We start from the raw sequence: 12,378 nt of genomic DNA on the forward strand, positions 1-12,378 counted from the left end.
TCCGGCCCGGCCGGTGCTAGCGGTCCGGGTCGTGAACGACGGCCCACTTGTCACCGCGCTTGAAGTAGAGCATGTCCGTACTGATGTAGAGCGTGGGAGATACCTTGCGGTCGTTGCGCATCCACAGCCTGCCGGCCCGTGCCGTGGCGAGATCGAAGATCACTGAGGCCTTCCGCCCCCGCTCGTCGCGCTGGTTCAGCGTCACGAAGCGGTCGGCCACGATCGACCGGGGGCTGTCGCCCGGCAGGTCCAGAACCCGGCTGCCGTCCCGGCGGATCGCCTGGCTGCCGGTGATGCACCAGGTCACGTCGCACTGCGCCCGCGCCGGATCGTCGAGCCGCTCCCCCGTGCTCAGGTTGAGCAGGTTCGTCATGGCCGCCGGACCATCGGCGGGACGCCCCGCCCAGGGCCAGGAGAAGAGACGCAACCCCTCCGTGCCCGGGACGAACGACGGTTCACCGCCCGCCACCGGAACCTGGTTGACGCCCCCCGACCTGGTCGACGACCAGAAGATCCTGCCGCCTCCGACGGCCAGGTCCACACCGTAGATGGTGTCCCCGTTCACCTTGTCCACATCGAGCTCGGCCGGGAACGAGACCACCGTGCGGGGAGATCCCCCGGTCAACGGGATCGACATGATGCGGATGTCCCGGTCCGCGTACTCGAACCAGGCGATCACACCTTCGCCCACAGCGGGCGAGTCCACCGGCGCGATGGGATGGTCGATGACGGCCAGACGCCGAAAGCTCTGCGATTCCAGGTGATAAGCCCACAGTTCAGGCGCGGGATCGTAGCCCTTCTTCGACACGTACCCGAGCATGGTGCGTGAATCGATGAACGCCTTCGGCGTGAAGGCCTCACCGTTGGGGACCTTCCGAGGGACCTCGGCGACCACCGAAGGCAGCACCTGTTCCAACGGCGGCGCGATCTCCTCCACGATCCGCGGTTTGTGAACGCGGGGCGTGGGCCTGGCCGTGACGGCGGGTGAAGGCTCGGGAGTCCGCCATGTCACGGCCGACGCCGCCCAGATCACCAGACAGGTGGCCATCGCGGTCGCCGGTACCAGGCCGCGGCGCCCGCGCCGGGTCTGTCCCTCGGTCACCTGGCGGAGCAGATCCGGCGGCACGGCCGGGATCCGCGCCTCGGCGCGGGCGAACGTACGGCGCAGCGCCTCTTCGACGTCGTTCATCGCAGGCTCCTTAGCGGGGTGACGATCTCGCGCAACTTGCCGAGGGCGCGGGACGCCTGACTTCGTACGGTCCCGGGAGAGATGCCGAGGATCTCCGCGATCTCGGCGTCCGACCGGTCCTCGTAGTAGCGCAGGACCAGTACGGCACGCTGCCTCTTGGGCAGTCTGGCCAGTTCGCCCCAGAGGTCCAGCGGGGGTTCCGCCACCGGTTGCGGCTGTTCGGGCACCTCCCATGCCAGGTGTTCGCGCCTGCGCCGTCTCCATACGGAGATGTGCAGCCGGGTGATCGTGGTTCTCACGTAGCTCTCCGGGTTGTGCTTGCGCCGCACACGCGGCCATGAGCCGCGCAGCCGTACCATCGCCTCCTGAACGAGGTCGGCGGCGTCGTGCGGGTTGCCGGTGAGCATGTAGGCGTAGCGGAACAACGCGTCGATCCGCTCGGCGGCGAAGTCCGCGAAATCCGGCGCGTCATCCACGGGCGGGAGTCCTCTCGTCCATCCCGGCTGAGACGCATCAGAACCCCGATATGTTGCATCATCTGGAAACCGCCCAAGCGGGGCGGGCCCGTACGCCGGGAAAGGCGGCCCCGCACCTGCAGGGGGCGCGTCCTCGTAAGTAGTGCCGGATCGGCTGAATGAGTAGTGCCTGCTCTACCTGCACAGGCGCCCATTGCCGATGCTGAGGGCGCAAGAGTCGGTTCCCGATCGGGAGGAGGCACCGAGATGACGGTGCAGGACATGGCCAAGCAGGTACTGGAGATCTCCGACGGCGAGGGGCGGGAACTGCTCGAGGAGTGGGCCGCCGTGGAGAACGCCACGTTCACGGCCTACGCGAGCAGGTACCTCACCACCTTCATGCACCCGTGCAACAAGACGCACTGCTGAGGTCGTAGCGGAATTCAGATCCACCTGAATCCGGGCGGGTGGGTCGGCGGGATCCCCGCCGGCCCACCCGCGTTTCGCGAACGGAGCCGATGATGGCGAAACCCGGCGTTCCCCTCCTGTTGAGAAGGCAGACGTTCAAGGCCGAACTGTCCGCGCAGTCCCTCGATTTCCAGTCGCTCGTGGGCCGGCCCGCACGATATGACGACGGCTGCATGCCGTGCGTCATGATCACCACGCGTGCCGACGACCGCGAGGCCGACTACATCTCCCTGCGTCTGGCGGCGGCGGGGATACCCCTGCTGAGAATCGACAGCGACCGTTGCGCGGGAGCCGAGCTGGTCTGGGACGTCTTCCGCGGGATCGTGAGCGTGGGAGGTGAACAGTTCCGGCCCAGGGTCTTCTGGTCGCGGTACTTCTCGGCGAGTTCCATCGACGCCCCAGCGCCGGACGGAATCGCTCACTATGTGCGGGAGCAGTGGGGCGCGTGGGCGGAAAGCATGCAGCCGCCCATGGACGTCGTCATGGTCAACCGCCTGACCGGACGGTGGCAGCCGAGCCGGATAGCGCAACTCGCGGCGGCGCGGAAAGCGGGACTGCGGGTCCCCGCCAGCGTGGTCACCACGTGTCCGGGCCTCACACCGGATCTGATCCCGGGATCTGGTGATCTGGTGATGAAAAGCCTGGGCGAGCATCTGATCGAGGAGACTCCCGGCAATGCGATCGGGTTGTTCCCCCGGAGAGTGAGCCGGGCCGAGTTGTCGCGCGACCGGACGGTGGAGTCCGCCCCGGTGTTGGTCCAGGAGTTCGTGCCGTCCAGCGGGGAGCTGCGGATCAATTGGGCCGACGGTGAGTTCGTCGCTTTTCGTCTGGACAAGCGGTCCATGGATGTCGAACGGCTGGACGTCTCCGAGGTGTCGATCGAGCGGGTCCCGATGCCGCCCGAGCTGACCGGGCCGCTCACCCTGCTCTGCGAGCAGTGGAATCTACAGCTGGCGGCTTTCGACCTTCTCGACACACCGTGGGGATATGTGTTCCTCGAGGTGAATCCCGCGTTCGACTGGTTGTGGCTGGAAAATCACGTCGAGGGAAGGCCCGTCTCGTCGGCCGTGTGCGATTTCCTGATCAACGCCTTCGAGGAGGTCTCGTCATGAGGGTGCGGGTCGCCGAGCACGCGGTGCTCTACTGGGACGACGGGAGGTTGGTCTGGGACGACTACCTCCATCAGCAGCAGTTCGCCCTGACCGAGGACAGCTCGCGCGTACTGTGGTGGTTCGGGAAGTGGCGCGAGCTGCGCAGCATCGAACGGTATGACGCCGCGCTCGTCCCGATCGCGGAGCGGCTGCTGGAGGCAGGGCTCCTCATCGCCGAGGGCTCCGACCGGCATGAGCGGCAGAACGAGCTCAAAAACCGGTGGGGAGTGTGGGGGCCACCGGCCGCGTACTACCATTTCGCGACTCGTGCACGGTCCGGCAGCAGGATCCTGACCGCCGGAGAGGACAAGGCCAGAACTCGTGAGAAGGTCGGCGCCTCTCCCGCCCCGCCGCCGTTCAAGCCGACCGCCGGCCGACCGCTGATCGCGCTCCGCAAGCAGCGGCCGAGTGATGCCGGCTGGCCCCACCCGCGCCTGATGGACGCCCTGTGGGCACGGCGCTCGACACGGGCCTATCTCGACAAGCCCGTCGCTCTCGACGACCTGGCGGGCATCCTGACGGCCGCCGGCGGCATCATCGCCTTCCGCGACGATCCGGAGTTCGGCCACAACGTCTTCAAGGCCAGCCCTTCGGCAGGGGCACGTGACCCCATCGAGATCTACCTGTACGCGGGTAACGTGGAGGGTGGTCTCGAACCGGCGATATACCACTTCTCGCCATCGGCCCACGGGGTGACGCGGATGGGGGACGCGCCTTCCCCCAAGAGGCTGGTGTCGGCGCTGGGCGGCCAGGCCTGGCTGGCCGCGGCTCCCGTACTGCTCATCTACACGGCGATGATCGAGCGAAGCCAGTGGCGCTACGGGGCCGCTCGTGCCTACCGGGACATCTCGCTCGGACTCGGTCACGTCAGCCAGACCGTGCTGCTGACCGCGACGGCCATGGGCCTGGGCGCCGTCTTCGCCACGGCCGTCCGCGACGAGGAACTCGAAGAGCTTATTGGCTGTGACCATATGTCCGAGATAGTGCTCGGCGTCACCGCACTCGGCCATCCCCGCGGTTCGACACCGTCGATCCCCGACGACACGGCTCTGTGACCGGCAGGTCCCTCGGGAAAGGGCCGCGCGGGGTGAGCCGCGGAGCACGGCCACGCGTACGCAGGGCCGGTCGGTCCGGGGGAATCCGAGCATGGACCTGATGCCGAGGCTGCCGCGATCCGCCTGGGTGACGCTCGTCTCACACGCCTTGTCCGCGGTGGGCACCGGCATGACCATGCCCTTCCTGATCGTTTATCTCCACGGCGTGCGCGGGATCGCCGTCGGAACAGCCGGGCTGGCGGCGGCCACGGTGGGCGTCGGCGCCCTGATGACCAACCTCGCGGGAGGTATGGCGATCGACCGTTTCGGCGCGCGTGCCGCCCTGATCGGCGGATAGTCGGTCGCCGCGGCCGGGACAGCGTTCATCGCCGTCGTGGGGGCACCGTGGCAGGCCTTCGCCGCCGCGGCCCTGGCCGGGGTGGGCGGAGCTGTGGCGTCTCCCGCCCAGGATGCCCTGCTGGCGCGACTGGCGCCCCGGACTCGTGCCTCGGCTTTCGCGGTCCGGTACGCGATCACCAATGCGGGCGTTACCGCCGGGGGCCTCGGCGAGGGTTACCGCGAGGTGGCGGGGGATCGCCTGTTCCGGAGGATCTGGGTCTTGACCGTGCTCCTGGTCCTGGCCGGCTACACTCCCCTGATCTCGGTGTTCCCGGTGTACGTCACCGAGTCGGCCGGGCTCGGCCCGCACGTCGTGAGCATCGCCTTCGTCGCCGACGCCCTGACTGTGGCCCTCGCCCAGCTGGCCGCGCTCCGGCTGCTCCGCGGCTGTCGCCGCACCAGCGTGATCATCGCCGCGTGCGGCTGGTGGGCCACCGCCTCGTGCCTGACACTCGCCACCGGCCGGCTCGGCACCGGCTTGACGATCGCCGCCTGCGTCCTCGCGGCCGTGATGGTCGGAATCGGCGAGACCATGCTGTCCCCGGCCCTTCTGCCTATGATCAACGATCTCGCCCCCGAGCCCCTGTCCGGCCGCTACAACGCCGCGACGTCCCTTGCCTTCACGGTCGGATTCACCCTCGGGCCCGCGCTGGCCGGGTTGATGCTCCAGCACGGTCTGGGCGCTCATCTGATCACCGGATCGATCGTCATGTCCGGCCTGGCCGCGATCCTCGCTCACCGGCTGGCCCTCCGGCTGCCCGCATCCGCGAACAGGATGACGCAGGCTCCGCCCGCCACACCCCAGGTGTCCGCGCTGTAGGGAACCTCAACCCGCCCGGCCCGCCGTGCTGTGTGCCCGCGGTCGTCACAAACGGCATCACTACTGATGTGCGGTTTTTCGCACCTTCCCCTCCCCTGCCGTCGGCTCCCGTCGGACAATCAGGAGGCGTCTCCGGCCGGCCCCGCCGACGCGGCCGGCTCCCGTACAACGCGCCCGATTGTCCAGCGGAAGGAGAAAGCTGCGGTGTCGACGGCTGAGATGGTGCCGAGACGATGGTCCTTGGTAGGCCGTGAACCGGAGCGGAAGGCGTTCACGACGGTCCTCGATGAAACCGGTTACAACGGGTTCCTCCTCTTCGGGGAGCCCGGCGTCGGCAAGACACGGCTGGCGGAGGAATGTCTCGCCGTCGCCGTCGGCCGGGGACACGCCGTGGGTCGCGCGGTCGCGACCGGCGCGGCGGCCCAGATCCCCCTCGGGGCGATAGCCCATCTGCTGCCGGACGGCGTGGACCTGTCGGATCCCGTCGCGGGCTTCGCGACGGCGGTCCGGCTCATGTCGCGGGCCTACAGCGCAACGGCCCGCCTCGTCCTGCTCATCGATGACCTGCACCTGCTCGACACCGCCTCGGCCCTGCTGCTGCGCCAGCTCATGGAGACCGGCGCCGTCTTCCTGGTGGGCACGGTGCGCTCCGACGCCTCGTCCGAAGAGAGCGTCGTGACGCTCGGGCGGGGCGATGCCGTCCATCACGCCGACCTCGCGCCGCTGACCTGGCGGGAGGTGCACGAGCTCCTCCAGTGCGCCCTGGCCGGGCACGTCCACCGCGAGACCGTCGACCGATTACACGCCGCGAGCGGGGGCAATCCGCTCTATCTCAGCGAGCTGGTACGCGGTGCGCTGGCCGAAGGCCGGCTGACGAACGATGGGGAGATCTGGCAGCTGGCCACCACCGAGCTCCTTCCGGTCACCCGCCGCCTCACCGATCTGATCCGCCACCGGCTCGCGACGGTGGCGCCGAGCGGCCGTCGCCTCCTCGACGTCCTCGCGCTGTGCGGCCCGGTGTCCGTGGCCGACCTGGAAAGCGACCCCGGCACCGACGCCCTCGACGAGCTGGAGCGAGCCGAACTCGTCACCGTCGTACGGGACGGACGGCGCACGTACGCCCGCCTGGCACACCCTCTCTACGCGGAGGTGCTGCCCGCGGGCATCACCGAGGGGTGGCGCCGGGAGATCCTGCGCGAGCAGGCGAACAGGCTGGAACGGACCGGCTCGCGCCGCCGGGAGGACGCCATGCGCCTGGCCTCCTACCGGCTCGCCGGCACCGGCACCGCCGATCCGGCCCTCCTCCTTCAGGCCGCCCGGCTCGCCGCGTACGGCGACGACCATGCCCGCGCGCTCGTCTTCCTCCGGGCGATTCCCGAGCAGGCCCTCACCTTCCCGGCGCTGCTCCTGCTCGGCCGTACGTTGTCGGAAGCGGGCCGGCCGCAGGAGGCCGAGGAGGTGCTGTGCCGGGCCGACAGGTGTGCCGCCACAGAGAGCCGCGCGCTCGCCGTGGCGCTGGCGCGCACCCACAATCTCATCTGGTGCCGCGGTGCGAGCCGCGAGGAGGCCGTCGCCGCGAACGACGCGGCGCGCGACCGCGTCACGAGCGCCGCCGGGCTGTGGGCGCTGCGGGTGAACGAAGCCAACATGCTCTCCAGCCTGGGCCACCACACCGAGAGCCTCGGCCTGCTCGACGGCATGCCTGACGGGGAACCGCCGCCGGAAGACATCGCGGGCGTGGCGGCCTGGACGGCCGCCGCCGCGACGAGGTCCAGCGCGCTGTCCTTTCTCGGCCGGAGTGAGGAGGCGGTGCGGTGGGCCGAACGCGCCGTGGCCCTGTGTGCCAGGGCGAGGGTGGAGGGCAGAAGCCGCAGCCCGCATGAGGCGGCCGCGCGGTCCGCCCTCGTCCTGGCCCTGACCGAGAGCGGGCGCCTGGAGGAGGCACGCGTCACCGCGGAGCGCGCCTACACCGATCCGGGTGCGGCGCCGACCGGGTGGCAGCGTACGCTCCTGGTCTTTCCACTCGCCCGCAACGCCTTGATGGCCGGCCGCCCCGCCTCGGCGCGTCGGTGGTACGCGGAAATCGCGCGCGACACCCGCCCCCAGGCAGTGGTCATCCGTCCGCTCGCCCTCGCCGGGCTCGCCGCGGCCGCGGCCCTGCAGGGTGACGTGCGCGCGGCGGAGGCCGCCCTCGCCGAGCACGCCGGCCTCGCGGCGCCGGTGCACGTGCCCGAGGAACGGCTCGGCGAGGCGTGGTCGCACGTCGCGCGGGGAGACCAGGAGGCGGCCAGGACGGTGCTCAGGGCGGCGGCGACCGAGGCCCGCGAGCGGGGGCAGTTCTCCTCCGAGACCGTACTCCTTACGGACCTCGCGCGGCTCGGCGTCGCGGCGGAGGCGGCGGGCCGTCTCGCGGAGCTCGCGAGGACCGGAGGGCCCTTCACCGCCGCCCGGGCACGGCTGGCGACCGCGCTGGCCACTGGTGACCAGGGCGGCTTGACAGCAGTGGCTGGAGACCTGGACCGGATGGGGGCGAGCCTGCTCGCGGCGGAGGCGGCGAGCGCCGCGGCGGAGCTGTGGCGCCGTTCCGGCAACCCCAGGCAGGCCTCCGCCGCGGCCGCGCGGGCGGCCGCCAGCGCGGCCATGTGCGAGGGCGCGCGCACGCCCATGCTCCAGGCGGCCGACGCGGCCGTACCGCTCACCGCCAGGGAAAGGGAGGTCGCGATCCTGGCCTCCGAGGGGATGCCGAGCAAGGACATCGCGGCCAAGCTGACGATCTCCGTCAGGACCGTGGACAACCACCTGCAGCGCGTCTACGCGAAGCTGGGCGTCTCGAACCGCCGGGAACTGGCCGGCTGGCTCCGCCGCACGACGGCCTGACCCTGGAAGGGGATTCCGCTGTGGGACTGCCGGGGCGGAGCCCCCGCCTGGGGGTTCGGGGCGGGAGTCCCAATGAGGGCAGCCCGAGCGGAGCCACGAATCCGGCTACGGGCCACACCCCGATGGGTGCGGTCCACAGTCCGGCGGATCAGGCCCTCGCCGGCGCTCCGGCCGGCGGGATACGGGCCGCGATCTGCTCGCGGGCATGCGTGCAGTGTCGCGGAGCCTGCTCGTCGCGGCCGGGATGCCGAGGACGGCGGGGATGGCGTGCTCTCGCGCGACGATCGCGGCGCGCGAGAGCACGAGGGCGATGTTCGTGCCGATCCGGCAGCGCCTCGTGCGGACGCCGCCAGATGCCGCTTCATACCACTCTTCAGGTTCCCGAGCAGTTGCTACGCCATTCCCGGCGCTTCGCCTGGCTCTTTGTATCGCATTCCTTCAGACACTCTCGCGCGGGGGCGCGACATCAGCAGGAACCATGCGACTTCGCGATCAGCACCAGCGATAGTAGTAACCTGAGTTCTCCCACGCCCCGCCGCGGAAGAACTGAGTGTAGAAGCTTTTCCAGTAGCGGCCCTGCACGTACCCGCCGGTGTAGTAGTTGGAGTAGTAGTAGAGCGATCCCTGCCCTGTGTAACCCTCCAGATGGTCAACGGCGCAGGAGGTGTAGTTCAGGCTGTAGGTACCGACGGGGAAGGTGTCCGCGCGTGCTGGGGTTACCGTCACGGTGATTGCGAGCGCGCTCAGGGCGAGTCCGGTGGCGGTGTCCACGAGAAGTCTTCGCGGCCTCTTCAACATGGAATCCTTTCTGCGGAATCATTTCTCTTATCTTGGGGCACAGCGCCGATTCGAGCATTGTGAATCAGTGCCACGCAATTGGATGAACACGCCACTCGCCTGGGTCGACGCGGCCTCGGAGGACGGCCGTTCACTGAAGGAAGGCGATCAGGCTTGGTGGAAGCCGGTGGTGCCGTAGGCGACGAGGGCGCCGTTGAGGTCGCTGAAGATCCACCCGTACACCGCCACTCGCCTGGAGCCGACATACACTCGCGGCGACCAGCAGTTGTATGTGTTGGGACCGCTACAGGGTGTCACGTTGAAGGTGACGTTGTCGCTGTACAGGTCGACTTCGAGGTTGTTGGGTATGATCGATCGGGTATATCCCTGGGCGTATCCGCACCCATCGACGTAGAGCAGTACGCTGCCGACCTGGAGCCCGGCGGCGTTGTACAGCCGCGTCTGATCGACCTGGTGAAAGCTGCATGCGGCCGTCGACGCGGAGGCGGCGACGGGATGGGCTCCACTGACCGCCGGCAGCGATGCGCCGGCGATCGACAAGGCGGCCAGGCGTCGACCCATTCGCTTGATCAAGGTGTTTCCTTTCTTGCTCAGGCGACCTGGACGGGACTGGAGGCGCACCCGCGCCTGATCCCGTTCAGGTAGACGCAGGTGGTGGAGTAATATTTGACGTTTTCGTTGCCCCAGCTGCCGTGGTCGACTCCGTCATTGATGCCGGACCGGCACTGGCGCATGTTGGTTGTCGCGACCAGAACGCCGGCGCGGTATAAGTCCGTGATCTGGGTGCAGCCGCTGGGAATGCTGCCGTCGAGGTAGGAGTCGGCGATTACGGAAATCATCCGGCCGTCGTAGCTGATGCAGGCCTTGAGAACTCCGAAGCCGACGCCTGCCGACGAGGAGCACCCGCCCCCCGAGGCGGCCGAGGCCGGGCCTGGGGAGAGTAGCGCCAGGCCAAGGACGGTAACCGCTGCCGCAGGCAGTAGAACCGATGCCCTCTTCATAGTTGTCCTCTTCTGTCTGGCGGGGGATGTCGACGGCCGTGGCCGATGACAGAGTCTCGTCGGTATGCCACTCACCGCTATGTCGTAAAGCGCCAACGGGTTGAATATCCGTGCCATGCCTCTGCGCCGGCACGGTTTCGGGCGCACTGGTAAGACCGGTAACGATATTGAACTGTTCATGGCAGGACCCTGGATCGTGAGGCGGTCCCCCCGATCCGGCGCAGGAGTTCGGATGGCTCTCCGCGTCCGGCATTCTCCGTCCGCGCCGCTCACTTGCTCAGGCTCGACCGCCGCCGGTGCGCCGATACGCGCCTGGAGTGAGACCGAATGCGGCAGTGAAGCAGCGGCTGAAATGCGCGGGATCCGGGAACCCCCAGCGAGCGGCGATGGCATGGACGGGACGATCTGCGAGATCGACCGACAGAAGATCCTTCCGGCAGCGTTCCAGGCGTAGGGCGCGGATCCATGCGCCTAAAGTCGCGTCCTGTCCCTCGAAGAGGCGGTGTACGGTGCGGACCGACAGATGGTGAGCGGCGGCGATCGAGGTCGGCGTCAGGTTCGGGTCGCCGAGGTTCTCCTCGATGTATTCACAGATCGAGCGCTTGAAGCGATGGCCTGTCGGTATGTCATCGTCAGCTTCCGGCGTCAGCACCCCGGTGACCGCGCTCACGAGCATGGCGGTGACAATCTCGATGTCGGCACGCGTGTAATGGTCGCCACCGCACAGAATCCTCCGCCCGAGACAATTCAGAAGCCCGGTCATCTCCACGGAGACCGGCAATCGGCACGCGGCGTTGTCTCGAAGCGTGGCGATGGGAAGATCACCGAGAGTGTCGACTTCGATGGACAGCATGAGGAGGTCGGAGAACCGGCCGGCCGCACGACGCCATCCCTCGTGCGGAGCGGAGCTGAGGTAGTACGCCGCCTGTCCAGGATGGAGGATCTCCTGCCGGTCGAACTGTGTCAGGCCGGTCCGCCCGCCCATGCTGATCAGCATGCGCACGACCTGCGGGTCGCCGCTCCGGACCAGTTCCCATGGGCGGCGCAGAGTCAGGTCGAGCGGCCCGTAGGTCCTGAAGCGACAGATGGTCACGCTGCCGAGATCACAGAACTGCGCGTGCGCCGAGAATGGCGCGTCACCGTCGTGGACAAGCTCGACCGGCTCGGGCAGCCGCATCGCCCGCTCACGAAAGTACGCGAAGCGGTCCGGAGCGCGTATGTGCCGCGTGGTTATGTCTACTGTTCGCACGGATCTCTCCTGGCCCGCAGCGAGTGAGCAGTCAGTTCTCGAACATCGCAGCGGGTCCGAAGGTCCGCAGCGAATCGGCCACCGCCTGGAAGCCGTAGCGCAGCATGTCGCTTTCGTACCGGGCTATCGCCTCTGCTGGGGCCGTCCGGCCTGATACCGCGCCGGCCAGCGCTTCACTCAGAAGACAGGCGTCCTGCATCGCGACGTTCGCGCCGTCTCCACGACCGGGTGACATGGTGTGTATGGCGTCCGCTCTGGCCGCTGCAGAGTCCAGGACAGATAGCCCGGCACGTGAGTCAGCGTTGTTCCCGGCGCGAGACGGGCGGCGGCGTCGGCGACAGGTTCGCGTGTGCGGCAGGTGGCCACCATCAGCGTTACGCCGTCCGGTCCGATGACGCGGTTGAAAGTGTCGAAAGGGTCTGGGGGAACCCACTCCAGGGTGTCGTCGGCAATGGGGGTCATACCGTAGATCGCCCAGTGCAAGGCGTCGATTTCGGCGTGTGGCAGCAGTTGCCGCCGGACCGCGGAGTTGGTGCCGTCTGCTCCGACGAGCACCTCCGAGGTGACCGAAGTGCCGTCGGCGAAACTTCGGTCATCGATCGGGGAAATCGGGCGGACGAGAAGCTCATGGCGCCCGCGGGAACCATCCAGGGGACCACCTTGACGGAGAAGCGGCCCGCCTTGACGGCTGGATCCCGCTCCGTCAACTCGCGGGCGCGCTCAGGCGGGACATTGAGGACGGCCAGGCCGCGGAAGGGCTCGTCCTGCCCTCCGAGCAGCGGGCCGGCGACCACCAGGTGCCCGGCCTCGTGAAGTTCCGCAAGATGGGACATGTGCGCGTCCTGCAGGTCACGCGCTTCTTGATCGTCCAGCTGTGGCGCATCCGGACGCAGGATGAGCAGAGCCACCGAGTAGTGGTCGAAGTCCATCACAGCCC

Annotated in this window: 15 protein-coding genes; 6 read left to right on the plus strand and 9 right to left on the minus strand. The window is 68.7% G+C overall.

Going from position 1 to position 12,378, the window contains the following annotated elements; translation table 11 throughout:
- Positions 1 to 16: 16 nt before the first annotated feature.
- Both HHX33_RS00510 and HHX33_RS00515 read right to left on the minus strand, forming a co-directional pair.
- Complete coding sequence (locus tag HHX33_RS00510) at positions 17 to 1,189, minus strand: hypothetical protein (protein ID WP_182872836.1); 1,173 nt, start codon at positions 1,187 to 1,189, stop codon at positions 17 to 19.
- The gene (locus HHX33_RS00515; protein ID WP_111700577.1) at positions 1,186 to 1,665 is read right to left on the minus strand and encodes a SigE family RNA polymerase sigma factor; all 480 of its coding nucleotides are present in this window, start codon (positions 1,663 to 1,665) and stop codon (positions 1,186 to 1,188) included. Before HHX33_RS00515 ends, HHX33_RS00510 begins: the two co-directional genes overlap by 4 nt.
- Positions 1,666 to 1,911: 246 nt before the next feature.
- Here HHX33_RS00515 and HHX33_RS00520 point away from each other — a divergent pair, with 246 nt between their 5' ends.
- From HHX33_RS00520 to HHX33_RS00545, 6 genes are all read left to right on the plus strand, one after another.
- A complete protein-coding gene (locus HHX33_RS00520) occupies positions 1,912 to 2,073 on the plus strand; it encodes a hypothetical protein (RefSeq protein ID WP_182872837.1) in 162 nt (53 codons plus the stop codon).
- A gap of 89 nt (positions 2,074 to 2,162) precedes the next feature.
- Complete coding sequence (locus HHX33_RS00525; RefSeq protein ID WP_182872838.1) at positions 2,163 to 3,224, plus strand: hypothetical protein; 1,062 nt, start codon at positions 2,163 to 2,165, stop codon at positions 3,222 to 3,224.
- Complete coding sequence (locus HHX33_RS00530; protein WP_182872839.1) at positions 3,221 to 4,318, plus strand: SagB/ThcOx family dehydrogenase; 1,098 nt, start codon at positions 3,221 to 3,223, stop codon at positions 4,316 to 4,318. Before HHX33_RS00525 ends, HHX33_RS00530 begins: the two co-directional genes overlap by 4 nt.
- 91 nt (positions 4,319 to 4,409) lie before the next feature.
- A complete protein-coding gene (locus HHX33_RS00535) occupies positions 4,410 to 4,655 on the plus strand; it encodes a hypothetical protein (protein ID WP_182872840.1) in 246 nt (81 codons plus the stop codon).
- A gap of 36 nt (positions 4,656 to 4,691) precedes the next feature.
- On the plus strand, positions 4,692 to 5,516 hold the full coding sequence (locus HHX33_RS00540) for an MFS transporter (RefSeq protein WP_182872841.1): 825 nt from the start codon (positions 4,692 to 4,694) through the stop codon (positions 5,514 to 5,516).
- Positions 5,517 to 5,756: 240 nt separating this feature from the next.
- Positions 5,757 to 8,393, plus strand: coding sequence for a helix-turn-helix transcriptional regulator (locus HHX33_RS00545; RefSeq protein WP_220501357.1), 2,637 nt, complete (start codon positions 5,757 to 5,759; stop codon positions 8,391 to 8,393).
- Positions 8,394 to 8,498: 105 nt separating this feature from the next.
- Here the strand turns inward: HHX33_RS00545 and HHX33_RS37605 are convergent, their stop codons facing one another.
- The 7 genes from HHX33_RS37605 to HHX33_RS00580 form a co-directional block, all read right to left on the minus strand.
- The gene (locus HHX33_RS37605) at positions 8,499 to 8,696 is read right to left on the minus strand and encodes a PEP-utilizing enzyme (RefSeq protein WP_220501358.1); all 198 of its coding nucleotides are present in this window, start codon (positions 8,694 to 8,696) and stop codon (positions 8,499 to 8,501) included.
- A gap of 189 nt (positions 8,697 to 8,885) precedes the next feature.
- A complete protein-coding gene (locus HHX33_RS00555) occupies positions 8,886 to 9,164 on the minus strand; it encodes a hypothetical protein (protein ID WP_182872842.1) in 279 nt (92 codons plus the stop codon).
- Between the two features lie 174 nt (positions 9,165 to 9,338).
- Complete coding sequence (locus tag HHX33_RS00560; protein WP_182872843.1) at positions 9,339 to 9,764, minus strand: hypothetical protein; 426 nt, start codon at positions 9,762 to 9,764, stop codon at positions 9,339 to 9,341.
- A 17-nt stretch (positions 9,765 to 9,781) separates the two neighbouring features.
- Positions 9,782 to 10,030, minus strand: coding sequence for a hypothetical protein (locus HHX33_RS00565; protein ID WP_182872844.1), 249 nt, complete (start codon positions 10,028 to 10,030; stop codon positions 9,782 to 9,784).
- A 439-nt stretch (positions 10,031 to 10,469) separates the two neighbouring features.
- A complete protein-coding gene (locus HHX33_RS00570) occupies positions 10,470 to 11,369 on the minus strand; it encodes a helix-turn-helix domain-containing protein (RefSeq protein WP_182872845.1) in 900 nt (299 codons plus the stop codon).
- Positions 11,370 to 11,472: 103 nt separating this feature from the next.
- Positions 11,473 to 11,874, minus strand: a complete 402-nt coding sequence (locus tag HHX33_RS36975; protein ID WP_310741155.1) for an FAD-dependent monooxygenase — start codon at positions 11,872 to 11,874, stop codon at positions 11,473 to 11,475.
- Positions 11,875 to 11,899: 25 nt separating this feature from the next.
- Positions 11,900 to 12,370: a YciI family protein gene (locus HHX33_RS00580; RefSeq protein WP_220501359.1), complete on the minus strand. Its 471-nt coding sequence runs from the start codon at positions 12,368 to 12,370 to the stop codon at positions 11,900 to 11,902.
- Positions 12,371 to 12,378 lie beyond the last annotated feature (8 nt).

The organism is Microbispora sp. H10670 (genome assembly GCF_014161385.1).
Taxonomy (GTDB): Bacteria; Actinomycetota; Actinomycetes; order Streptosporangiales; family Streptosporangiaceae; genus Microbispora; species Microbispora triticiradicis.